The organism is Candidatus Bathyarchaeia archaeon, from assembly GCA_035935655.1.
Classification (GTDB): domain Archaea; phylum Thermoproteota; class Bathyarchaeia; order 40CM-2-53-6; family 40CM-2-53-6; genus 40CM-2-53-6.
Map to the genome: position 1 here is coordinate 14591 of DASYWW010000060.1, position 24617 is coordinate 39207.

17 protein-coding genes and 1 pseudogene are annotated in these 24617 nt (G+C 51.3%); 12 read left to right on the forward strand and 6 right to left on the reverse strand.

Annotation, left to right across the window (positions count from 1 at the left end; translation table 11 throughout):
- The first annotated feature begins 10 nt into the window (after positions 1-10).
- From VGS11_11190 to VGS11_11225, 8 genes are all read left to right on the forward strand, one after another.
- Positions 11-1978, forward strand: a complete 1968-nt coding sequence (locus VGS11_11190; protein ID HEV2120649.1) for an MFS transporter — start codon at positions 11-13, stop codon at positions 1976-1978.
- 30 nt (positions 1979-2008) lie between these two features.
- Positions 2009-2932: a methyltransferase domain-containing protein gene (locus tag VGS11_11195; GenBank protein ID HEV2120650.1), complete on the forward strand. Its 924-nt coding sequence runs from the start codon at positions 2009-2011 to the stop codon at positions 2930-2932.
- A 143-nt stretch (positions 2933-3075) separates the two neighbouring features.
- Positions 3076-3414, forward strand: a complete 339-nt coding sequence (locus VGS11_11200; GenBank protein HEV2120651.1) for a hypothetical protein — start codon at positions 3076-3078, stop codon at positions 3412-3414.
- Between the two features lie 387 nt (positions 3415-3801).
- A complete protein-coding gene (locus tag VGS11_11205) occupies positions 3802-4968 on the forward strand; it encodes a hypothetical protein (protein ID HEV2120652.1) in 1167 nt (388 codons plus the stop codon).
- A gap of 34 nt (positions 4969-5002) precedes the next feature.
- A complete protein-coding gene (locus VGS11_11210) occupies positions 5003-10606 on the forward strand; it encodes a hypothetical protein (protein HEV2120653.1) in 5604 nt (1867 codons plus the stop codon).
- A 60-nt stretch (positions 10607-10666) separates the two neighbouring features.
- The gene (locus VGS11_11215; GenBank protein ID HEV2120654.1) at positions 10667-11530 is read left to right on the forward strand and encodes an RHS repeat-associated core domain-containing protein; all 864 of its coding nucleotides are present in this window, start codon (positions 10667-10669) and stop codon (positions 11528-11530) included.
- A gap of 149 nt (positions 11531-11679) precedes the next feature.
- The gene (locus VGS11_11220; GenBank protein ID HEV2120655.1) at positions 11680-11973 is read left to right on the forward strand and encodes a hypothetical protein; all 294 of its coding nucleotides are present in this window, start codon (positions 11680-11682) and stop codon (positions 11971-11973) included.
- 5 nt (positions 11974-11978) lie between these two features.
- On the forward strand, positions 11979-13238 hold the full coding sequence (locus VGS11_11225) for a hypothetical protein (protein HEV2120656.1): 1260 nt from the start codon (positions 11979-11981) through the stop codon (positions 13236-13238).
- 322 nt (positions 13239-13560) lie between these two features.
- Here the strand turns inward: VGS11_11225 and VGS11_11230 are convergent, their stop codons facing one another.
- Together VGS11_11230 and VGS11_11235 are read right to left on the reverse strand one after the other, a co-directional pair.
- Positions 13561-14031, reverse strand: coding sequence for a hypothetical protein (locus VGS11_11230; GenBank protein HEV2120657.1), 471 nt, complete (start codon positions 14029-14031; stop codon positions 13561-13563).
- Positions 14028-14393, reverse strand: a complete 366-nt coding sequence (locus VGS11_11235) for a hypothetical protein (protein HEV2120658.1) — start codon at positions 14391-14393, stop codon at positions 14028-14030. Before VGS11_11235 ends, VGS11_11230 begins: the two co-directional genes overlap by 4 nt.
- 57 nt (positions 14394-14450) lie before the next feature.
- Between VGS11_11235 and pyrB the strand changes: the two genes are divergently transcribed.
- Positions 14451-15380 carry an aspartate carbamoyltransferase gene (pyrB, locus tag VGS11_11240; GenBank protein ID HEV2120659.1) on the forward strand — a complete coding sequence of 310 codons (930 nt, stop codon included), beginning with the start codon at positions 14451-14453 and terminating at the stop codon, positions 15378-15380.
- 19 nt (positions 15381-15399) lie between these two features.
- Here the strand turns inward: pyrB and VGS11_11245 are convergent, their stop codons facing one another.
- The 3 genes from VGS11_11245 to VGS11_11255 form a co-directional block, all read right to left on the reverse strand.
- Complete coding sequence (locus VGS11_11245; GenBank protein HEV2120660.1) at positions 15400-18510, reverse strand: UPF0182 family protein; 3111 nt, start codon at positions 18508-18510, stop codon at positions 15400-15402.
- Between the two features lie 104 nt (positions 18511-18614).
- A complete protein-coding gene (gene nrdD, locus VGS11_11250) occupies positions 18615-20858 on the reverse strand; it encodes an anaerobic ribonucleoside-triphosphate reductase (GenBank protein ID HEV2120661.1) in 2244 nt (747 codons plus the stop codon).
- Positions 20859-21315: 457 nt separating this feature from the next.
- A complete protein-coding gene (locus VGS11_11255; protein ID HEV2120662.1) occupies positions 21316-21564 on the reverse strand; it encodes a hypothetical protein in 249 nt (82 codons plus the stop codon).
- Positions 21565-21572: 8 nt separating this feature from the next.
- On the opposite strand from VGS11_11255, the gene VGS11_11260 reads away from it, so the two are divergent.
- Positions 21573-22934 (forward strand): ATPase domain-containing protein, encoded by a 1362-nt coding sequence (locus tag VGS11_11260; GenBank protein HEV2120663.1) that lies wholly within the window; start codon positions 21573-21575, stop codon positions 22932-22934.
- Between the two features lie 30 nt (positions 22935-22964).
- Here VGS11_11260 and VGS11_11265 read toward each other — a convergent pair whose 3' ends face one another.
- Positions 22965-23441, reverse strand: coding sequence for a pyridoxamine 5'-phosphate oxidase family protein (locus VGS11_11265; GenBank protein ID HEV2120664.1), 477 nt, complete (start codon positions 23439-23441; stop codon positions 22965-22967).
- 102 nt (positions 23442-23543) lie between these two features.
- On the opposite strand from VGS11_11265, the pseudogene VGS11_11270 reads away from it, so the two are divergent.
- Positions 23544-24069: pseudogene (locus VGS11_11270) on the forward strand (nitroreductase family protein).
- Positions 24070-24190: 121 nt separating this feature from the next.
- Positions 24191-24505, forward strand: coding sequence for a hypothetical protein (locus VGS11_11275; protein ID HEV2120665.1), 315 nt, complete (start codon positions 24191-24193; stop codon positions 24503-24505).
- Positions 24506-24617: the final 112 nt, after the last annotated feature.

Genomic DNA, 24617 nt, shown 5'->3' on the forward strand with positions numbered 1-24617 from the left:
TTCGGGTTCAATGTCAGCGGAGAGCCAGGGAAAACCCTCTGACCAGACAGGGGAAGGAGCACGTCCAGCCCCATCAGGAGGCTCGACAAAGATCGAGCCGAAGCAGTTCTTCATCTTGCTCGTTCTGAGCCTCTCCCTAGCAATAATCGTCATTGACGCGACGATCGTGATTGTTGCTCAATATCAGATTCAGAAGGACTTCGGGATCAATCTGAAGGACCTAGAATGGATCACCTCGCTCTATGCACTGATCTTCGGCTCGTTTCTACTTACTTGGGGAAAACTCAGCGATGAGTTCGGCAGAAAACGAATCTTCGTGGCAGGAATCTCTCTCTTCATTGTCGGGTCGATCGTTGATGGATTCTCGCAAGATCTGGCTCAGATTCTCGTGGGCCGGGTTCTCCAGGGATTCGGAGCATCAATGGCTTCCCCGGCCACCCTATCAATCCTGACAACCACCTTCACCGGCAAAGCGCGAAACCTCGCCTTCGGAATATGGGGTGCAACCGCTGGTGCGGCTGCAGTTCTCGGACCAGTCTTGGGAGGCTACTTTACGAGCGACCCCACGTTCACATGGCGTTGGGCCTTTTTCATCAACATCCCAATAGGAATCATAGCCCTAGTTGGCGCAGCATTCGCGATCAAAGAAACCCGATTCAAGGATCCAAAATACACTACCGACTTTCTCGGCCTCATCCTCATCACACTCGGTCTGGCCAGCCTCTTGTTCGGCTTTATTGAAGCCCAAACCTATGGTTGGATTGTTCCTAACAATGAATTCGCAGTGAGCGGTTTCTCATGGCCGATCTCGAACCCAGTATCTCTTCCCCTAGTTTCGATCATAACGGGGCTCGTCTTGCTTGCGTTGTTTACTTTCTACGAGATTCGCCGGCTAAGAATGGGGAGGGTTCCCCTCTTTGATTTCAGTCTCCTCAAATTCAAGGGATTCAGGTACGGGCTCTTCACCGTCACGATCGTTGCAATGGGCGAGTTCGGAGCAGTATTCATCATCTCAATATTCCTTCAAACAGTCAAGGGCCTCTCGGCATTCAATGCCGGTCTCACATTCCTTCCCATGGCGATCTCAGTCTTCATCTTCGCACCAGTAGCCGGGGTTCTCGCAACTCGGTTTGGACCCAAGTGGGTCGTCACCACAGGCATGGCTCTTGAAGCCACTGCGCTCTTCAGCCTGTCCCAGATCATCAGTGTTGCAAACCCCGTCTACTACATGTACCCGATCCTCGTCATCTATGGCGCAGGAGTCGGTCTCGCGATCAGCCAGCTTACCAGCACCGTCTTGCAAAGTATACCCTGGCAGAAAGCCGGAGTAGGATCCGGCGCTAACAACACTGTTAGACAGATTGGTTCTGCTTTCGGAATCGCTGTAATTGGCGCAGTTCTGGTGGCTCAGATCTCGGCAGTGGGAGGGGCCGACTTAGCAACTAGTACAATTGGTTTCTCGGTGCAACAAAGGGCTCTATTGACTGGTGCCCTTAACTCTGGACTCTCGGGGGGGATCGACCAATCCTTTCTTGCTTTCTTCGGTAGGCACGTTCCTGATGTGCTGCAAATCCTGTATGATGCGATTACCCAAGGGGCGCGCTGGGCGGCCTTCACAGCCGGCATCTTTGTCTCACTGGGAGCAATCAGCTCACTACTAATCCCGAACCCGAAATCCGCCCAGACTGCGAAAACCACCTCTACACCCAAAATTAGCACTAGCGAGCCATCGCGGACTTTGAGAACTATCATAGTCGTTCAGCTCGCGATTACCGTAAGCTTACTCTTTGCAATCTCAAACGAATACCAATCCAACTATTTCATGCAGCAATGGATCGACCAGAACGCATCGCCGCTCGGCTTCCTCCTTGCTGGCTACGTTGGACCCGCGGTAGTATCCATCATTGGAGGGATCCTCATTTTATGGAAACTTGTCCCTCGAAGACGAGTGGGATCCGAAGCAAAACCGAGAGCTTGAAATCGGGAGAGAACTGAAGTAAGATACTAGTTGTCTCCCAAGAAAACTGGGATCTCATCACACGCGTTCTGCGTTCGCTATCTTCGGCGTAGCAGGGAGATCTATCGTCGCTATCTGGAAACCAAGCCATGGATCAAGCTGATGCACTCTACTTTTCTCGGATTGAAGCCTGGGATGAAAATTGTTGACGTTGGGTGTGGAACTGGAGACTTTACCAGATATATAGCGAGCCTGATACTTTGCAAGTGCAAGATCATTGGTGTGGACCTTCGAGCGGCCAATATCAAGACCGCCGAAAAACAAACCAAGAAGGAAGGAATGGCCGGCAAGATTAGTTTCCGCAAGGGCGACGCGTATAATATCCCGGTTGAAGATGGGTGGGCTGATCTCGTGTGTTGTAGGACGCTCTTGATGCATCTCACGGAACCACTGAAAGCTTTTCAAGAGATGGGCGGAGTCGCCCGTAATGGAGGAACAGTCGCAGCAATCGAGCGCGGTCGGATCGAATCTGTCTATATTCCGGATGATGAGAAGCTCACGAAGCTAGCCATTAGACTAGAAGAGGCATACGTCGACGGAGTGAGAAAACTGGAGGGGAAATACTTCGACATTGGCAATGGATTACCAACAATCTTCCGCAAAGCGGGGCTGCAAGAAATAATGGCCGAGGTTCAGGCAGATACCTATCTAGCTTCGGACCCTAGACGGAGACTAGAAGACAAAAAGGATGAGCTAACTTTTTACCTCGCCACCTTGAAGGAGACAAAAAAACTCGACACCAAAGCCATGCGCGCGGGTGGAGCACCCAAAAAGAAAATTGACGAATACAACCGCTGGGTTGAGAAGTGGATGAAGGGGATGACAGGCGACGACGAGAAGCTCCGAAACGACACGGTCTTCAACACCGAAGGAATAGTTTCTGGTCGCTGGACGCAAACAAGCCGCATAGTCTAATTAGAAAAGAGCCCTTTCCCGTCGATCATATCTCGTTAAGGAGAAGCGGTCCTGTTTCGGAGGAATCGACGCCTGGGTTAAGGAACGCTTATGCCCGCCGTGAGCCTCGTTTCTCGCGAATAGGGGTCCTAGGTGGGTATTCTATGGGAGATGGCGACAGGGGAGAGATGTTTGCCGAGCTGGAGAGGGCCAGCGATGAGCTCGATAGGGCGCTGGAACAGCTCAAGAAGGCAGGATACACCCTACGCGAGTTCTCCAAAGTCCTCGAGACAGACCCCACGGGAATACTGCTGACCCACTATCCCAACGGGTACATGATCTATCCAGACGAGATCAACAAGACTCCATGGGAGTACCCGGCCCTTCGCCCGATAGTCGACCTGGACTATCTTATCGAGCTGCTCAAGCGCGCTAGACAACTGAAGCGGGCAAAGATGGACATAGAGAGAAGACTGGGCAAGAAGCTCATGTCGGTCTCCTAGAGGACCCGAAACGCGGGATCGAGCTTTAAGATTCGAGGTCCTCGGACATTCTCACCATGCGGAGACCGGTCGTTAGGGCCCATTATTTCTAGAACACTCGCCTTCTGAGAGTGATTCTGAGCGGGAGGACCGATGAGGTAGGGTCTAAGCGTAGATGGCTCGGCCGTTTTCGTGTTTTCCAGCTTGGGCTCGCCCCTTGGGGTCGACTACCGGTTTCTCAGAAGAGTCTAAACCTGAATTGGTTGAAGTGTCCAAACACCCAACCTAAGCTCTGGCCCGTTTCAGCAGCGTAGGCTTCGACCGAGGAAACACAAGAACCGCAGTTCACAACGAAATTATCAAGCGGGTCCGGCCCTGCTTACTTTCCATTAGCGGTAAGCCCAAAAGATGCTAAATACCATACGGTGCGGAAAGCGGGCTCAGGGCCGAAATATCCTGACAGCCCGTAATAGAGATGGTTGGTTGAACGGTCCATATCGTCCCATCAGAATGGCCTATCCCGGCCGCAAAACTCGCATTGCTCTCAGAATTAGCAAGAGTTCTGTTCTGATCATGCTAACTGTTCTGAGCCTCATTTCAGGAATCCCCCTAAACCTCGCCGCTAATGCGAGCGTAAGCTCCACGAGTGCTAGCAATTCTCCGTTAGGGTCTAAGTCAATTTCTGGCGTTGGAGCGAACCCTGTTCCCGACCTCTCTCTGCCCAAGCCAATCCTTTCTGGAATCAACAGGCTACTTGGAGCCGGGGGAATCATTCAAACATCATCGGACAATGTCACTCTTTACAATCTCGGAATAGCATTTCGACTTCTTGGCGGGCGTACGCCCCACGATGAGCTTCTTGGTCGAGACCACAAAGTCCTAAGCTCATGGTCCTTCTGGAGCATCGAGGCTCAAATAGCGAATACGGATTCTTGGACACCTCTTTCGCCAACCTCAAGCAGTTTCCAGATCTTAGGCACAAACGAAACCGGAAGTTTTGTAACTAGAACCATGCTGGTCAGCGCAGGCCAATATTCGGGAACTCTCCAAGTTGGATACAGAGCATTGGCTTCAGGTCCCCTCAAATGGAATCTCAAGTTTACCGCCCAAACGGCGGGTACATACCGCCTCGCATACACTTGGCGTGACTTGAAAACGATCTTGCACCCACCCGACCATGCAAGACATTTTTCGGTCGGGTATGGCTTACAAGACTTCAATTTTTCTTGGAATGACGTCCCACCTGCTTTGAACTCGACAGCAGAGCTACATCCCTCCTTCTTCACACTGAGAATTAACGTCGGAACCCTAGCAGCTGGTTCCGCAACCAGCATAGATCCTCAGACAGTTGGCAGGGCCCCTAATGGAGCAAGTTACTCATTTCAAAGGAATGTTTTCTACGACCCCAAAGGAGGCTACTATTTCGTCTTCTACTACAACGGTTTTTTCCCGGTCTACTCCTCCTCAAACGACGGGACGAACTGGTCCACCTACTCGATGCCTGCGGATGGCCAGCCTACAACGATGCTCCCTCATCCTCTCCTTTTGCTCTCAACTCCGGTCAAACAGTCGTAGTAGCAACTGGGCAATCTCTGCAGAGCACCTTTGCGTGCCCTCCAAGCCCTGCGGATACGTCGCACCGTCACTCTACTATGCTTCAGGCAGCATCTCCGGTCCGACCATTACGTGGAACCCCAATAAACAAGGCCAACTCGTAACCCAAGCTGTTACGATTCCTCGAGGATGCGCGACCACATCAACATCGTGCACCGAAACGGTCGCAATCAGATACGTATCACTAGCTCTAGCGGCTACCGGATCTAGACTTACTCCCGCTTTTTCATTCAACTTCTATGCCTCCGGCCCCGTGATCAACGGTGACGGTGACGGCATCTGCCAACCTAACTGGCCAACAGAGAGCGATTTGGTCGCGGCATATCAGGGGGCTCTACTGTTTGCGGGTTGTGAAGCTGACTCAAACGCGTTGTACTCCCAGGTCCTTCCGGCTGATGCTGCAGGGAGCGTCCGTGTCATATACCAATCCTATTCGGGCACATTCGTCCAGCTCAGGTCGATTCTCATCGGCGCCAACATCGGAGTCCAGACATTTACGCCAGCGTTAGATACCTACATTACTGCTTGCTGTGGCCTCGACAATACTCGGGAGGACTCGTCCCAAACTCTGACCCTCGCTGCACCATTCCAGTCCTATGAAGCAGATGAGCTGGTAAAGTTCAACCTGCAAACCCTCAAACCTGGCGCAGTAGTAACATGGTCAACCCTCAATTTCACATCTGATGGCAACGGTTTCGGCGTAGAGAACGTGGATGCCTATCAGCCGAACCAATCATGGTCTGGCAGCGTTACCTTCGACCAAGGTAAGCCGGGGGTCCTTAGGTCCTCGGTCTCAACAACCTTCAAGGTGAATTTCGCAAACTATCCCAGTGGAAAGACCCTTTCCCTGAATGTTACCAACCCGATCATGCACGTAGTCCAAGGAAGCTGGAGTTGGGTTGACAACGGCCTCTTCATCGGAGAGGCCCCTAACGCGACATTCGACCCTGGAATATCGCTCTGGTCGAGCAAATCTACCCATAGCGAGGTCTTGAGTGTCCGGTACATTTGTTGTGTAGGGAACTCCGAGGTCGTAGAGCCCAATGAGAGTCCGAATACTACATTCTCGGCCGTGGCCGACTCGAAGTATGGAATTCATCTAGTATACACCGGAATGCCCGACGGCAACACCACGTACCAGTATCGGGCAAGCGGATCTCCGTCGTGGGCTACCCCAGTAAGACACATTTTCAGTCCAGATCCACAAGACGTCTGCGGATCTCCCCCCGCCCAATGTTATGACACGGACCCCACAATTACGGTCGATAGCTCCACAAACGATCTCTACGCATTCTCGATCTACTCTCCCCCGGCAGGCTCAGGACTGACTCCCTCGATCGTAATGAAGCGGAAAACCTTCTCGCAAGACTGGCATGATGCAAGCACAACAACGGTCGCCAACAAAGAAGGAAGCGGCAACATCAACCTGATCTCACCACGAAACCTGCAATCAAACTATGCCCTATTCAGCGGAACCAACCCAAGCTGGATTACACTCACATGGACAGACTGGCCAATACTCTTCTTCGAACAAGTTCCAGTACAGACCGTTTGGTCCCCGTTTGCCGCACCTCCCGACCCATGGGACGGATACGGCGTCGCACCGTACGGCGAATATTTCCAAAACCTTGGCGAGTCCGTTTCGACTAGTACCGGACTGCTGACAATTCGGCAGACAGATCTCAGCCTTCCAGGGCGTGGACTGAACTTGGAAATTGCCAGAGTCTACACAGAGCCCTACAGCTTCCTGTCCGGTAGCCCGTACCCGTTTGAAAAATATCCATGGGCTCCAATGGGCGATGGATGGCAGCTCAATTTTCCTTGGATGACAAAGGCTAACGTCTCGTTCTACATTCATCTCTGGAACGGTGAAGGATACAGAATACCATACGGTTTCTGGTCCGGGACCACCGCTTTCTTCGAGAATCATCAAGGCGAGAACTTCCGTATGGTGCGAAACTCCAACGACATTCTCCTAATCACAAAAGATGGGGTATCCTACCGATTCGCCCCATCAAGTCATGCGCTCACTACAATCACAGACCCTTCGGGCAACACGATCACCTTCGCATATTCGAACGGCCTAATCTCAACGATAATAGACACAATCGGCAGAACGCTTCTTTTCTGCTATAGCGGACTGCTTGCAAGGATAGACCAGGCCACAGGCCCATGTTCAAACGAGTTAGGGAAAATCAGAGGAGTAACTTTCATTTACAATGGTCAAGACCTCGCTTCCGAAACCGACCCAGCCGGAAGAATCACAAGCTACAACTATACTGCGGCCTCAGTCAGCCCTGCGATTGCTCCCTGGATTCTATCTTCGATAATATATCCCACTAATTGGCACACGAGTTTCGCCTACGCGAATTCTTCGATCGGAACAGATGCCCTAACCTTCAGAGTCGCGAGCCAAACTGTTGGAACATCCCAGGGGGCTACGGTCCGCCAGTTCAAGTTCAGCTACGTCCCAGCCCCCGGAGGTTTTGTTATCGGATCGACGGTTCAATCGTACGACGGAACGCAACTTGCCGCCTACACCGACTATTCCTTCTCGTTTGCCGGAATGAACCAGAACGTCTCCGACTCGAACCACAATTTCGTCCGGGGCGTGGAAGATCTCTACGGCGTCGCCGGTCTACCAGTAAAGGAGATCATCCTTGTCACAGACGGTCACGGAGCAATTCAAAGTTTCACAAACTTCTACGGCTACGATCTCTGGGGCAACCTGATCTACAGCAGCAAAGCCATTGATAATAGAGCTTTATCCTACCATGATAGTTTCAGCTCCTACTACAATGACGGTGTCCCAGTAGGCTTCAACTCTTTCCAAGATAGTTTCAGTCAGGCAAACCAAACTCTGCCAGACAACAACTGGTCGATATCGAAAGGAAATTGGGCGGTCCAAGCTAGTTTTCTCAGTCTCGTCACAAACGGCGCATACAATGGAACAGGCACATCGGGTAATCAAGGGGCTATGTTTGCCTCGGCCGATCTAGGCCACCCAATCCTAAGCTCCAGCTACATCTCGACAAGTACCAACATTATGCTGGTCAACATGGAGAATTTTAGTAATCCAAGGACAGGCATTTTCGTTCATTATCCTGGGAACGGAATCAACAAGTTTTCTTTGGTCATCCGCAACGACACATATCTCGAACTCACAAACGAGACAAGCTGGCTCGGAGACACCCAACAAAATGCTAGGTGCCTAATACCCTCTGGGGTGACATATTGGGCTTGGTACACACTCAATCTATCCGTTCAATACTTAGGTCTCCTAAACAGCTACTACGCACAGGGAACCCTGAGCTACTCGGGAAGCATCCTCTGCAGCGTTACCGGCGTATTCCAAACCACTGGACCGGATGCGACAGGAACGGGATTCGGGCTCTACGCGGGAGGATACTCAGTCATGTTCGACAATTTCACAGCCGGCCCTGGCCCGACAGAGTTTTCTAGCTCTTTCATACCCGGTGGTTCTCCCGGCCCCAACATTCACGGTAAGGTCTCCGGAACTGGAGAGTTGCAGAGTTCTATCGGCGCTAGCGGGTTTGTCGAAAACTATTACGGTTACACCTACCAGGGTGGACTATCTCAGACTAAGAAGCGGTTCGATTCTTCGACTGGCAGGCAATGGATTACAACATCTAGAACTTATGACAACTATGGCAACCAGATCACTCTCACGGACCCCAGAGGCAACATTACGCGGTACGGCTATTCGGCAAAGTACCGGTCGGCCTACCTGACGAGTCGCAACCAAACCCTGGTTCCCGGTGGGACTCTGATCTTCAGTACATTCGGCCATAACATTAACACGGGGGACATGCTGTCTTCCGTAGACCCCCTCGGACACAACACGACCTACGCCTATGACATTCTGAGTCGAGTCACAAAAAAGACGATGCCCTCTAACGAAGGTTACACATCGTACTCGTATAACGATCAACTCACCTACTTCAACGTAACCAACGAGAACGGATGGCTAGCGCAACGCGTCTATGATGGTATCGGTCGTCTTTCCAAAATTATCCGTTTCCTAAATGGACAGCCATATTCGACAGAGGTTTACACCTACAATTGGCAGGATAAGATCCTCAGCGACACAGATCCGGTGGGCAACACGATCTCATACCAGTACGACGCTCTCGGCCGTCTAACTCTCGTCAAGAAACCCGACCTCAACACGACAACAGTCACCTATGACGATCTGGATTCGTGGGCTAGGAGCGCGGACGAAAACGGAGTATCAAAGTGCATCTGGACAGATCGTCTAGGCCGAACCATCGACGTCGTCGAAAACGCTCTCCTCTTCTGCACGCCCGCAACCATCCTGACCGCGTACTTCTATGATGAGGTTGGAAACCTCCTACGTGTCACCAGCTCGACCGGCCAATCCACAAGCTACACGTACGACAACCTGAACCGCCTTACAAAGACAATCTATCCTGATACAACGGCCGAAACCTACCTGTACGATGTCGGCGGGAACATGGTGACCAAGACGGATCGGAATGGGATCCGAACCTATCACACCTACGACTCTCTTGATCGTCTTGCAAATATCACATATCGCGGGAGCACAATTACGACTGACTTGTACGTTTACGATGACAACAGCAACCTGTTCCAGTTGTTGAGTCAGAATGCCACAACTACTTTCTCGTATGATAACCGCAACAGGGTGACGTGTGAGAGCTACGCGGTCAACGGTATCCTTCCTAGCGCAGTGAGTGGTCCATGTGCATCGGGCGGTGGTGGGAGTGTAGCCGCGGGAACACTCATAACCATGGCCGATCATTCACTCGTTCCTGTCCAGAATCTGAAGGTCGGGGACCATCTCCAGTCCTATAATGTCACTACAAACCAGTTCACTGTGTCATCTATCATCCAGACTGCTAAGGTCGATGTGCATGACATGCTGATCATCAGTACACGAGACGGACGCGACCTTAGAACGGATAATGCGACTATTCAGAAGCTCTGGGTCGAACAGTCCACCGGGAAGATCGGTTGGCTCTCAGTTACCCAGCTGCGAGTTGGAGACAGGCTCTTCATCCCACAATCACAGACTTGGACCATCGTCACAAGCATCAAGGACATCCCGGGCCAATTCGTCATGTACGATGTCTACGATACTGCACCAGGCGATTACATCGCCAACGGATACCTCGATCCCAAAAAGAGTCCTATCCTTGGCCCGACGCCGAGCGGAACCAGCTCGAACGGCTACTCTTTTCAGTACTGGTACACCGGGGAGACAATATCATCGATTACCTACAACGACTTCACCTACGCCAGCTACAGCTATGACCCTCTCGGCAGAGTCCAGACCATGACTCATAGTTTTGTGGCTGGCACAACAAGTTTCAGCTATTATCCTAACGACCAGTTGAAACGAGTGCAGTACGCGAATGGATTAGTCACTAATTGCACTTACACCAATCTAGACCAGATTTCGACCGTCAAACTGAAGAACGGTGGTGCAGTCCCGCTTTATCTCGCCTACCAGTACAATAACACGGGCACCGTCGCTAGCGTCACCGGCTGGTTGACGAACACCTCCAACGTCCAAGTGAATGTCAGCGAGAAGTAGGCGTATGATCCTCTTCAGCGGCTCATCAACTCGAACGTTACATCCGGCACAACGAAGACAGTGGCTTCGTTCCAGTATGATAACGCTGGAAACAGGCTTCAACAAGTTCTGAACGGGGTCACAACCACCTACAGCTACAACATGTCGAACAACGAACTCACCCGCTCAACTGTATCCGGAATCTCAACAGATTATCGTTACGATAGCGATGGTAATCTCATCTCCAGAACCACAGGACCTAATCGATGGACCTATTTTTGGAGTCTGGCAGGAAGACTCGTTAGCGTGAGCAACAACACTGGGGCCCAGGGCTTCTATGCCTACGATGGATTCGGTCGGCGCGTAGAATCCAAGGAGGCACAAAGTACAGTCTTCTACGGATATCTGGGAACAGAGACATTAGCAGATCTAGGAACCGGCTCGGAGAACGACTACATTTACTCCGCAGGACTACGAGTCCTCCGCAGTGCCGGGTCAAGCTCGACTACGTTCTTCTATCACCCGGATGCCATTGGAAGCACAAGGCTGATCACAGATCCGAACAAGACCGTCGTCTTCAGCGACAGTTACCAACCATATGGACAAGACAATGGGACACCCACCGGCTCAGACACGTACAGGTTCACGGGCAAACCCGTTAGCTCAACGACCGGCTTGTACTATGAGTATCAGCGCTGGTACGACCCGTCGACAGGACGATTCATCAGCCAGGACCCCTTGGGCTGGAACCCGTGGGACTCACAAAGCCTCAACCCATACGCCTACGTGGGGAACCAACCCACTCTGCTGACCGACCCTACCGGAGCCGTTTACAACTGCGGGTCTGAAGAAGGATGCCAGGTTCCTGGAAACGCTCTCCCAGGGAATGAGATAACACCCACAACACAGACGTCGCACCGGCGCCGCCGCCTGCGGAGGCAGTAAACCCTGCAAGCATAGCTGTTGAGCCCCAGACCACACTAGACCAGTATGCAACAGAACCACGGCTGTCTGAGGAAACAAGCCATGGAGGAGGCGCAGGATCCGTCAGAATAGGAAACATCTACGAGGGCGGAACTCTTGGAAAGCTGGCCTTGAGGGGAGTCAATGTCCAAGAGGAGGTGGAATCTCGCCCCTCGATCGAATTGCCCGGAGGAAAGATAAGACGACCTGACTTCGTGGTCCAGAGCAGCGACGTTGGATTCAAGGGTATAATAGAAACAAAGGGGGGATCGCTTAGGTTCGGGGATACGCGTTCAATGAGACAGTTCGAGGATAATCTCAGGATATCTCAGGCAACCGGTCTGCCGCTTTATTACGATGTATATGGAAGAATTGACCCTTGGTGGCAGGAGCAACTCCGAGTCAATAATGTTCAGGCTTTGTAGAAATAATGGAAAGCCAAAGGGACTCGGATTTCAAGCCCATAGTTAGCTCTGCCTTATTCACCCATCAACCCGGATTCCGGGAGTTGTTTCCAGGGATCCTTCGTGTACTCCTCGCTCACGGCGAGGCTTACACCCCTGACACGGTTTCGCTTGGAGAGGCCTATGGGTTCCGCAAGATACCTTTCAACCAAGAACAACATGACAGTCTCTTCCAAAAGTGGAAAAACGAAGAGCCCGGAAGGGCGACTTGGATCTTCGGAAGAGAGTCCACCGCCGGCCTTATTGTTCTCCTCGCTGATGATCAATCGGACTATGGTACGGTATCGGTTTCTCTTCAACGTGAATATCTGGCTAGGGACGGGAAACCAGAAGAATTTCTAAGCGTTCTCAAGAAGCTGTACGGTCTGTTACGTCCAATGTATGGGATGGCATTCGTCGGGGAGATGTTCAAGGGAATCAGCTCTCAGCGACGAAAGCAGCCTGCGGGCATGGATCTTAAAAGAGGCATTCCCGATATTTTCTGGGCCAACTTTCTTGGACCCGAATATGTCGAAATGTTTGGAGTGGACAAAGTGTTTTCAGCTCCCAGTTACTCCGTCGAGGGGCTGCAAGACGGAGGAGCCCTTATGCTCCTTTCTGCCTCTCCTCAAGAATATCTGAGGGCCCAAGAACTCTTCGATAGGAGAAGACTGGAGATTAAGAACCATCTTGGGTCGGAGGCATTCAATACTGGTGAAGAATCTCATCAAGTCAGAATTCCGAAATTCCGCTACGAGGAGGATTGGAAGGCGGAGCAGGCAAGAATCCTCGCTCTCCCTAGAAAGGTGGACCTCCTTGCGAGCATTCCACGCAGGGAATGGGAGGACTGGATCGAAAACAATGAAGCTATTGCGCTCGCTTTCATCTCTGACTTGAAACTCGAAGGTTTTGCCTCGGATTATTCCAAGAACAGTCTGGAAGATCTCGACACCTATATCGAGGCGTTGGGGAAGAGACAGAGAGAACTTTCAATCGACCTCATCAAGAAAATAGCAGCTTATGTGACCCAGATAGTGATCAGGGAAACTGGGGCGAAATGGTCCTATCCTCAAACTGAGGACATACCATCGGTTAAGGTTGGAAGAGTTATCATTACTCCTCTCGCGAGAACATTAAAAGTCTTGGAAGAAGGCGAGAAATTCGGACCATGGTACAACACTATTACCAAAGTAATTAGCCGAGTTGAAGTAGGAACGCACGCTGGCAAGAAGTTTCCAGCTGCATGATTGAAGAAAGAAGTGATCTTGACGAATTATCCCTGCACCAACTGGCGCTTTGTCAGGCCGAGGCTGTAGCAAGAAGGTAAGAGAAGGGATGGTTCGCACGAATCATCCCATGAACCGGACGTGCCGCACGGTCAAAGCCACCCCCACTCGATGAGTAAAAGTCCGTTCAAGGTGCTCGTAGATAGCGGACGTATTTTGCTCTCGATTGCAAAGTGGTCAGAGCCTAGTCAGGTTGGTCTGCAGCTCCGCAAAGCTTGGCCACCGAGCCCCAGACCACACTGGCCCGCTCATAGCAGAACCTGTCACTATCTTCTCCAAGTGTTCAATGCTCCGGGTGTTTCATTCCGTAGCCATTTACGAATATCCAGTCGAGGAACTTTAGGACCTTGGGTGTTATGTCGCACCATAGATGGATCCCGCTTGGCAGACAGTCTATGCGTCCAGCGGACAGATTTGTCCTGAATCCTTCGTGGCCAAAACGGGCCGGGTCGAAAGATTGTGGGCTTAACGGTTGAATCGCTCGCTTGAGATCGTCTTCCGTTATTGTTTCGAACTTCTTCCTGTTCTTGTCTACTAGAATGCTTACGTTTCTGCGTCCAATGCGGGCGGCTTCTGGTCTTTCTTGGCCTGGTGGAAAGTTGATCTGTATCAGAACACCACAGCGTTCGCCAACTTCACTGGCAATCCGGTTGATTGTTTCGAAGGCTCGGAGCGTACGATCTTGCCAGAGACTTTCGAATTCTCCGCGGCGCCTGTCCAACGTGTCCCAGAGGTCTTTGACGATCCAGCTCAATTGCCCCGGACCTCTTTCTCGAGGACACGCTTCAGGGTCCTTAGGAAGGCTGAGTTTGGGACAATGTAGTCGACCCTCTCCTTCTCAGCTTTCAGTTTGAGGTCCGTTCTGATGTGGGGGAATATGGCCAGTATCTTCGGGGGTGAGGTCATGGTCTTCAGCTTCTGTGCGCACGAAAACGGGTCATACTCCGATGAAGCTAGGTCGAGAACCACCAAATTTGGAGTACTCAAGCTTGCTTGTCTGAGCAAGTCCTCCTCGGTCGTTACAAACGTGGGGTTTGCACCGAGTGACCTTGATAATTCTGAGATTCTTGACTGGAGGAATAGGTCTGACGTTATTGCGAGAACTTGAACCGTCATGGTTCCTATCACCCCTGAAGATAGTTATAGGACTCCTCGATTCAGTTTGTAATCGGAATGCCGCCCACATCTAGCTTTGCTGGCAGAGATATTGTCAGCGTTCGCGACCTCTCCCGGTCGGAGATCGATCACATTCTGGACATGGCCGAGGTCATGGAGCCTCTGGCGAAGACCGGGTCCGACATGCTTCATGGGAAGATAATGGCGACCCTGTTCTACGAACCGAGCACACGCACCAAGCTGAGCTTCGAGTCCGCCATGACCAGACTTGGCGGAACCGCTCTCGGATTCGCAGAGACAAAGGGAACGTCTGTCGAGAAAGGCGAGAATCTGGCCGATACCGTCCGGGTCGTTGAGAATTATGCCGACGTGCTCGTAGTCAGGCATCCGCTAGAAGGTGCGGCAAGGATGGCAGCGGAGTTTTCGAGAGTCCCGGTGATCAACGCAGGGTCAGGAGCGGAGGAGCATCCCACCCAGGCACTGCTTGACCTGTACACGATCAAGAAGGAGCTCGGCGCCATTGATGGCATTACGATCGGGTTGATTGGAGACCTTCGATACGGCCGGACCGTTCATTCCCTCGCGTACGCGCTCGCGAAATACAAAGTGAGACTGGTCCTCATCTCTCCAGAGATACTGAAGATGCGGAAGGAGGTTCTGGAGGAGGTCTCGAAGAAAATAGACGTCGAAGAAACCACATCGCTGCAACAGCATCTGAAAGAGTTGGACGTCATCTACATGACAAGGGTCCAGAAAGAACGCTTCGGAGATCTGGCAGATTATGAGAAGGTAAAGGGGTCCTACCGACTGACATCTGACGAGCTCTCGCGAGCAAAGAAGAGCTCTATCGTCATGCACCCGTTGCCTAGAGTGGATGAGATAGACTCGAGCGTTGACTCGACAAGTCACGCGAAATATTTCCCACAAGTCGGGAACGGCGTGGTACTTAGAATGGGATTGCTCGGCCTTGTATTCGGCGCAATCTAGGGCCTACACTATGTTCTGGTTATTGGACTCTCAAAACTGTAGCTGGAGTTGTACTGTTGTCAACTACAACCGTGAATGTACTTGAAATGTTCGTGTTGTTGATCTTGAAAATGTCAGTTGTCGTCAAGGTCTCTACCTTCGCAAGAACCTGAACCTGCCCGCTAGTCGTGTTTATCCCGAGAATCCATCGAGTGTTTCCTCCTTGCTCGTATTGGTATCTGTAAGCCAGAGTTCCGTTAACAGTTGTCTGTGTTCCAGTGGATATTCCAATGTTGTTGACTGCTTTAGTCGTGGCGTTCCCTACTTCAGTGTAGCTGTTGGGATTCGAGATGAAGTACGAGCCCACCTGTTTCGTTGAAGCATCGACGACTGCTACCATTTCGGGTACTGTGAGATTGCCTTGGGTTCCATAGTAGGGTATGACATAGATCAGGCGGCCGTTCACCGAATACAGTAGTATGTTTCCAGTAGTCCAGTCAGGATGGAGTGTCAATTGGGTCTTCACCCCTGGGTCAGTGGTTACGGCTGAGACGGCTGAATTAGGTCCAATGACTGTCGTTCCCTCGGGGAATCTTATCAGGTAGACTTGCCCCGTCCTTATTCCTGCTGGAGCTATGTAGAGGCCTGCTAGGTTCTGGGATGGGCTATGATAGATTTCTACCAGTCTCACGGCCGCCCACGTTAGAGTTCCGTTGATTGGTGTGATTATGAACCGAGTAGTTTCGGTCGATTGCAGAAAGACATTCCTTTGCCATTGTAGCGGGTCCGTTTGGAAATAGAAATTGTACACTTCCTGTTGGGCGTTGAAGTATGATTCAGGATACCTCAGCTGAGGGAGAAGCCAGGCCGGCATTTGCTGGTTCCACTGCGGATACATGGAGTTGTAGAATGATCTAACGTAGTCGCTCTTGCCATTATTGTAGAGGTACCCCGTAACTTCACCGGTTTTCATGTTGGTCAGTGTTGCCGCAAAGAGTCGAAGGATCGACGTGTCGGTATGGTCTGGGTAGTCGGCGAAGTCGCTGGGACTCTGCCACTTGATCCAGACCCAGTGCAGGATGTAGATATTTCCCTGTTTGTCAACTACAGGGTATGGATCTGGGTCTGATTGCATGTCTGGCAGTAAGATGTTGGAGAGTCTGGTGTCTGCGTCCCGGTATTCCAATGCCTTGATATTGCCATATGCACCGTTGGCGAAGTCGAATCTTCCCTGCCAGAAGAACTTCCAGTACAGCCAGAATCCCTTGTAGGTGTAATCGGCTGTCCCATTGTAGGAAGGAGGTCCAGTGTAATTGGAAAGGTGGGTCTCTGTGAATCCTGGAATATTGAGGTAGACCTCGTCCACCGACTGCCATAATCCTCCTTCTCCGTAGTAGATCTGGGGAGACTGGGTTAGGTTCCAGATCTTGGTAATGTCAACCGCCTGAGTGGTCGCCGCGTTCACCGCGAGGATCTTCTCGGAATGCGTTAGTAGCAGATGCTGAGTACGCCAAACATCAGGATCATTCTGGAGGCCAGCGGGCACAAGCTGGAGTACGGACACCCAATATTCGGTGCCATTGAGGTAGATGATGTCGACTGGAGCGTTATCGATGGACATCCAGTTCACGCCAACCAGGGGTTTCATGTTCAGACGTGCCGATTCGTTTGTGAATATTCGGATATGGTCGAGTGTGTTGGTTTGAGTTCCCAAGCTTGTTATGAGAGACGAGTCCGCACTAGTAACTGAGTCTATCCCGTACGCCCACCGCGTGTACTGAATAGTTGGCACGTAGGCTGGATTCCATTGATAGTTGATGTACTGCCCGGACTGGGCGCGTAGGTACGTCCCGTACACGGGAAGCGTGATTGTTGAAACTAGGACGATTGCGAGTATCAAGAGACCCTTGAAACGAGTAATCTTGACGTGAAGAATTCTCTGAGTTCGTGTGTATCCGGCCAGAAATGCTACCCCGATCATCACAATGACGAGGGTTGAGAGAACGAAGGATGTGCCCACGTCATAGACCCAGGCTCCACTGCTCAAGACCGCATAGATGATCGGGAGCCAGATAATGATGAAGAAGTTGCTTAGGGCGACCCGAGACATTCCGAAGGCTCGCTTGGAAAGTCCAACCATGGCATTGGCAACGAGCGAAATTCCAAGTCTAATCCCTAGGACTCCAAACGCCAGACCGATAATCGACAGGATGAACTTGAAGGCTTCAAACGTGAAGACACTGTCAATGCCGAAGGTCGGGGACACTTGGTAAGTGCCGGATAGCCTCAGTCCAAGTATTGAGAAGTAGCTCTGTACCTGCGCGAACCATGAACTGTTCATTTGGACAAGATAGTTCTGGATGGTGACAAATCTCAGAGCAATGTCATTGGCGATGCTCGCCGCGATTCCGAGTGCGAATAGAAACTTGATAGTTGTCCATGCGAGAAACGGGGGAGACGAGACTAGAAACTTGTCATTCCATTGCAATTTGCCATTCTTCGAAAGGACCGCATGATCAGGTGTCTCTCCAACATCCCAGTCGAACGATGGTCTAGAACTGGATGATTCATAGTAGCTCCGTCTGGTAGTTTGTATGATAGCTCCAAGGTTCGTCCTTGAGAGTAATCGAAGAATCCCGAGAAGCTTGCTGTGCGTGTAGAAATGTCTCTTCCCATCGCTTCCGGTTACTACTGAGACTCTCGGGTCGCTTAGCATGAAAAGAGCCGTTAGAAGGAGGGTCGTCCAGATGACGGCTCCGTTAAGGTACTGGAGGTTGAGAAAGTTAATTCCTGCCTTAGTGGCGTAGGTCGAGTACTTCACGTCGAAGGTTAGACCGGCGTTCATTCCAAGGGTGAAGGCGGCGAAGGAAGCGAGTCCAAGAACGATGTAGTATCCAACCCAGGCGGCGCGAGAGCCTGACTGGCGTTGTATTCTTGCAGCGAAATATGAGCCGACGAACACCAATGCCAGAAGTAGAGCAGCCGTCGAAACGAATTCTGTGGCCAGGACCCAGAGCCCAAGTCCCGTGTTGAATACAGAAAGCTCTCTGAGCAAGATGAACTGCATTCCTAGAACAATTAGGATGGCTAGAATGCCCGTTAGGAGCCCTATTCTGAACGGCTTCCTTGAACCAACACGGATCTCTGTCAAAAGCCACCCGTTCCTATCTCATCTGGGTAGAAGGCGAATGAGATAAACTCAATTGAGTTCCGTCTCGCGTCCCTGAATGACGGATTCTATCTCAGGCGTTTTGTCTATGCGAGATCATATGTCACGATTCTGTCCAAATCTTTCCTCCTCGACTCGGTCCAGAGGTCGAGAGGAATCAGTCTACCAGCCGACTTTGCAACGATTGTCAGCTTGTCTGAATTGCACTTGGAGCATTTTGCACGGACGCCCGTATCGACGTGATAGCAAGATTGGCACCGGTCCAATATTTCGGAAAACGTGAAATGTTTTACGCCTGATTGTGCAAGTAGTTGGGACGCTTTTGTCAAGCCTACCGTATCGCTTTTGTCTCCTAAGAGGAGCGGCAGGATCGATCCTCCGTCGAGGTATCTCTGAACCTCCCCCTCCAAAGAGGCGCGTGACGAGAATGGAATCCTCTGTGTAAGCGGGATTACCGGCACGTCACTGTAGTACGGATACCGCTTGGACCCTTGATACACAATGGTTGAGAAACCGTATTTCTCAGAGTCGATACCCGCAAGCCTCGAGGATGCTTCGGGGGATGGATGAAGCCCTACTCGAATTCTAAGCTTGCGAGAGTCGCTTTCCGATATCGCGCGTCGCGCCGCCTCGATGATCTTTTTGACGAAGACAAGAGAATCCTTGTTGTCCACGTCTTTCTTCATGTGATACTTTACCGACTCGTTAAGTCCGAGAAGGCTAATCTCCGCCATCGGTTGAGACCCATAATACGCGCTCCCATCTGTTTGCCAAGAAAGCAACGGCAGCAGTCCCTCCCTCAGCCGTTCCTGAATAGCTTGTCCGCGAATCTCCAGAGCCCCAACCGACTCGTCAACGGCGTTGGTAACTCCCTGGAGAAACCGTTCGTCTTTCCCTGCTGACTCGTATGCGATTCTTGGCAGGTTGACTTGGACCGTTCCGACTAGCGCTCCCCTAGCCACATCGCCCATGCTTTCGGTAACGAACATGGATCCGTCCGAAGATACAGTGTAAGTTTCTCCCGGATTCTGGATGAGATAATTCATGACGGAGTATCTTAGAGAAGTCTCGTGGCTCATTGCGAGAAGCCCATCGGGCTCGGAGAGCTTGTCGCGATTCAGTCTAAGAGTGATCGATGGATTGATAAGTGGATTGTCTTTGGCAATTTCTTGGACTGCGTCGATCAGCGTGCGGAGTAACTCCTCCGCTTCACGCGCGTAGTCTGCATACTTGCCCTCTTTCTTTCCGTTGGGACCAATAGCATCGGACTGTTCTAGGATGTTGGGGGCGGCACGATCGAGCCCTATGGTCGAAGGGGAAGGAAGGGTGTTTGAGAAACCATTCCAGTTTAGCTGGAGGAGAAAAAGTCGGACAGATTCTTGGACCCTTTGACTTGGGACACCTTTGATGAATGGTGCTAGGAGGACGTTGAAGTGATCGAATATTTGCTCTCCGGATACCTGCCCTTCTGTCACTCTGGCTAGTCGTAGCAGATTTCCTAAGGTGCTCTCGATAGAGGTAGGGGGTTGCGATCCAGGTAATCCTTTTCGGAAGAACGGACGAGGATCATGCGAGAAGACGCTGGGGTTGAGGATCCAGGACTCGGCGTCTTCTAGATGGACTTGTCCCGAGAAATGCGCATCGACCAGGGGTCGTGGAAGGCTGTTGAGGAGGACGTACTCTTCGGTGACGGCTGCGCCTGCGGACGATTGAACCCATGATGAGTCAAGATGCTTCTGTCCTGCCTCCTTCAAGAGAACCGTCACGTCATTGACGGGAAGTCCAAGTCGGGTAAGCTTGTGGCGATACTCCTCGAGCTTTCTCTCGACGAGGATAGTATTGACAAGCTCGCGTACAAGGGGTGCAGTGAGGTAGGTTGTCCCGAACCGCAGGAGCCTCTCCTCCGCCTCAGACGCAATCTCATCGGCGAGGCTCTGAGGCATACCTGCTTCAGTGACAAGTGATGAAGCGATTCTGGTCCGGTCAAATTCCTCTATTGTCATTTTGGAGGTTCGGACGAAGAGGCGGCCGCGTTTGACAGCGATCCACTCTTCAAGATCGCGTGAGAACTCGACTAGAATCTTGCCGAGGTCTGTTATGCTGTACTTTTTCGTGCCTTTTTCGATCGTCACTAAGCTGGCTTTACGAAGGGTTTTGAGGTGATAGACGAACTTTCCAGCGTCCCGCACAGGGTCCAGCTTAGCCTCGTACATGATCTCGGTATACGGGAGGGGGCCCTTGGAAACCAAGAGCTTGAGAATGTGAAGCCTAACAGGTGCAGACGCAGCGTCTAAGACGTCCGAACTGAAACGTTCGTAAGCTCGCTGCAAGAAGAATCCAGGTCCTCCGGGCTTACCTTGTTTAAAAAATTGTACTTGAACTACGCTTGCACCCTATGACGATCCAGTTCGCTGTAGGGTCCTTGGGAGAGGGCCTACAACCAAAACTTGCTGAGTTTGACTAAACCGCTGATGTAGCCGTGAACGACTCTGCTTAAATTGGGCTCTGGCTTCTATCGGGCGCGGTAACGCGGCAGACGGTGCAGGTCTTCCAGCCCAAGGTGTCTACACTGAAAAGCTGTTCTCTTCCGCAGTTCGTGCAGTACTGATGGAATCCCCTGGGATGTCGCGGCTCTGACAGAGTCTCGGTGGATGCTGCCGCCCGCATGTTCGGATCTTTCTTAGGAATAGGCTTCGTCAAACGCTGAAGGTAGTCCTTGCTGAACTTAAGTTTCGGCACACTTACCCAGCCAATACAGCGTAACCTCTAGGCTTTGAAGACTAGGTTCTAGCCGATCTGGATTACGCGGTCTAGATGTTCGCCTAGAAGGTTACCATTCTGTTTTGACTCAATTGTAGAGGTGTGGATAGTCAACGTGACATTCCAATCAAATCGATTTCCCGTCTGAACTTGCAACGGATACAAATTCTTGAAATCTTTCACATATGCTTTCACTCTGTGGAAGCAATAATTTGATAGCCTCGGCGCCGAAATCAGATCCTCAAGCGCTCGAATCTTCCGTAGTCCGCGCGACATCGTCCCCCATGATGAATATGTTTTTGGAGTTTCTCGAAGTCCCAGGAAATGTATTGCTTATCCAAGGTGCCCCTGGCACGGGAAAGACAACTCTCGCGTTTGAAATACTGAATGCGATTGGGGACTCGCGTAGGGTCTACGCGTCCAGCAGGGTCTCACCAGTCAAACTACGCATACAGTTTCCATGGATTGATGAAGTCATCGATTCAATGTCTGGAAGATCCTCGAAAGCTAGCTGGAACGACGAGTTCCACGACCTCCGAGGCTCCGACACTGACAGTGTCTTCTCGAAGATAGTTCGACTGAAACAGGCTAAACAGAAGTCAGTGTTGGTCGTAGACAGTTGGGAGGGCGCGCTGAGAAACGCAACAACTGAAGGACGAAAGATGCTGGAGTCAGCAGTCATGTCCGAACTTGATCAGACAAAGGTAAGCGTGATTCTAGTCAGTGAGGCCGAAAGAGCCGACAACCTCGGCTACCTGGTAGACGGAGTTGTAACATTGAAACAAAGTGAGCTAGATGGGAGACGAGTAAGATCTCTCGGAATAGACAAGCTAAGAGGATTCAAGGTCGAGAGCCAGTACTCCCCATTCTCCTTAGAAAGGGGACGGTTCACCTTCCTGGACGAAGAATACGAAAACGGCCCACCGACCATTGTGAGAAGCCCAGAGAAAATCCCACACACAGCAACCCACTACTCCACAGGGAGCAGGGAACTCGACCAAGTACTGGGAGGAGGAATCCGAAAAGGCTCATTCTTCCTGATAGACTCCGAGAGCAGTGTCGCCCCTCAATCGCTGAGGCTATTGATCAACATGATCAGGTCAAATTTCGTAAACCAAGGCGGCGCCTGCTTCAGCGTTTCTACCGGGACCTTTAGCTCCGAATCCGCGGCGGAGGCTTTGAGACCCTACATAGGTGACAAGCCTCTCGCAGAGAGAGTTAGGATTGTCGAGTTTAATCCGCAGCTGCCTTCGAAGCCATGGAGGCTAAAGGTGCGTGGTCAACTGATGAGTGACGTCGCCGAGTTTTACAAGGCATGGAATGTGTTGAAAGAAACCTCGACTGGCATGATGCTGACTATGAACTTCGACAAGCTCGTGCAGGTCTATGGGGAAGACCTTACGCTTCCGGGGTTCACCGAGATGGGTGAAGGCCTGCGGGATGAAGGTGCCTTCAGCATCGGAATATCGTCACGTCCCACTAAGGTGCGTGATGAGTTTCTCAGACAAGCCGACTATCACATAAAGGTCCAAAGCTGGAACGGGCATCTTCTTATCTACGGCGTAAAACCGTTCACACATATTCACGGGGCCACTTTCAATTTCGACAAAGGATATCCGTCCCTCGACCTGATAGAGATTGTGTAAGGCCGTCTCGAAGGTCTCAGGGCGAACGAACTAGAATTTCGACTTGGAATAGTCCCAAGTTGAGAAATAGTGTGGAGTAATCTCGACCAGCGCTTCCGAGCCTTTCTTTACCTCATCCATCATGCTCTGCGCCATCTTGCTTCTGATGTCGCCCAGATATTTTGCTATGATCTTCTCCGATACGGACAAAATTTTCCCGGTATCTTTGACTATAGTGGCTGTCCCCTTTCCTTTCACTCCCGTGTTGGGCATCGCATCGGTATCAACGGAGAAGTAGACCGTCTTGTTCTCTTTCACGTTCCGGACTTTCAACGCGTCTTTCCAGCTCATGAAATAGATCTTGTTGTTCACGTACTCGTACCATACAGGGTGTATGTTGGGTTCGCCCTTCGCGTTAGTTGTTCCAAGCCGGAGAGGGGTCTTGCTGCGGGCTAGAAATGCGTCAACCTCGGACCGGCTCATTCCTGGAGCGTTCTTCATCGCCTTGTAGATTTTGAGAGTTGTCAAGATGCTGGAGAAATGGGTCGCGGTCGGTACTTGGCTCTTTGCGTATTATCTTGGAACAGTCATAAAAGCGGAGCAGTTCTAGAATTCTTGGCTGTAGACCCGATGGAAACTTACGAGACGATTCTGTCTAAGCTCGATATTCGAAAGTTCAGCTCCAAGAAAATACCGCGGGAAATAGTCTTGAAAATTCTCGAAGCTGCGAGATCTACGGGAACAGTGTTCAATTCTCAAAACTGGAAGTTCATACTCGTCCAGGATGCCAGTCGACTAATGCGGCTAGCAAAGGATAGCGCTCGAGGCCAATGGGGTGGAAGACGCTCCCCTGGCAATCATCGTGCTCATAGATCCCAGTCAACCAGACAACTATCTGGATGCGGGAAGAGTAGCGCAAAACATGCAGCTCGCCGCTTGGAGTCATGGCATAGGCTCGGGCTTGTTCACAATAATGAAAGAGGACGCCGTGAGGAAGGACTTCAAGATCTCTAAGAAAATGGATGTCGCTACAGTCGTTGTGTTTGGCTTCCCTGAACGAAAAATCTCAGGCAAGAGAAAGAACCGAAAGCCCCTGTCGGAGATAATCTATCTCGATGAATATGGGCGCGGTTTTGATTCCAAGAGTCTAGGCTAACTGCTTGCCCTCCAAGGACCGCGTTCCAGAATTACGGAAGATTGACATTTTCTTTGTTCGACTGGTACGCAGTAGAAAAAGTCGGGTCGCCTTTTCTATCCTCCTATAGCAGCTATACTACATGAGCGATCTGTCGTACAAGCTGGCGGAGCTACGACCAGTTCTGCGCCCGGTGGCCGAGTCCGCGGCATGGGTAGCCAGCTTTGTCATTGCCAACGCCATAAGCCAAGAGCCCGTTTACTTCCTGATACTCCTGCTCGTGTTGGGTTCCGATGTTCTCGATACCTCAGACAAGAGCAAAGGGCTCTTCCGAGACTTCGTGGCCGGAGGCATCACAGCAATCCTGGCTTTGGCTCTTAACGATCAGTTAGGCCTAGCAGTCGGAGCTGTAGTCGCGATCACATCCGTCGCCAGACTATTGCAGAAGTTCAGGTAGAACGCAACTAGTCGGGGGCTCTGAATTCCCAATCTCATGTTCTTATTCTTTGCCGATGGGATGCCGGTGCAGGGGATAAGCATAAAACGGCCCAGAGCTATCCACAGTAGTC

What these genes read in the sequence shown, in the direction of transcription:
- VGS11_11190 (HEV2120649.1), top strand. Translation starts at nt 11, where the DNA reads ATGTCAGCGGAGAGCCAGGGAAAACCCTCTGACCAGACAGGGGAAGGA.
- VGS11_11200 (HEV2120651.1), top strand. Translation starts at nt 3,076, where the DNA reads ATGGGAGATGGCGACAGGGGAGAGATGTTTGCCGAGCTGGAGAGGGCC.
- VGS11_11205 (HEV2120652.1), top strand. Translation starts at nt 3,802, where the DNA reads ATGCTAAATACCATACGGTGCGGAAAGCGGGCTCAGGGCCGAAATATC.
- VGS11_11225 (HEV2120656.1), top strand. Translation starts at nt 11,979, where the DNA reads ATGGAAAGCCAAAGGGACTCGGATTTCAAGCCCATAGTTAGCTCTGCC.
- VGS11_11235 (HEV2120658.1), bottom strand. Translation starts at nt 14,393, where the DNA reads ATGACGGTTCAAGTTCTCGCAATAACGTCAGACCTATTCCTCCAGTCA.
- pyrB (HEV2120659.1), top strand. Translation starts at nt 14,451, where the DNA reads ATGCCGCCCACATCTAGCTTTGCTGGCAGAGATATTGTCAGCGTTCGC.
- VGS11_11255 (HEV2120662.1), bottom strand. Translation starts at nt 21,564, where the DNA reads ATGTCGCGCGGACTACGGAAGATTCGAGCGCTTGAGGATCTGATTTCG.
- VGS11_11260 (HEV2120663.1), top strand. Translation starts at nt 21,573, where the DNA reads ATGATGAATATGTTTTTGGAGTTTCTCGAAGTCCCAGGAAATGTATTG.
- VGS11_11275 (HEV2120665.1), top strand. Translation starts at nt 24,191, where the DNA reads ATGAGCGATCTGTCGTACAAGCTGGCGGAGCTACGACCAGTTCTGCGC.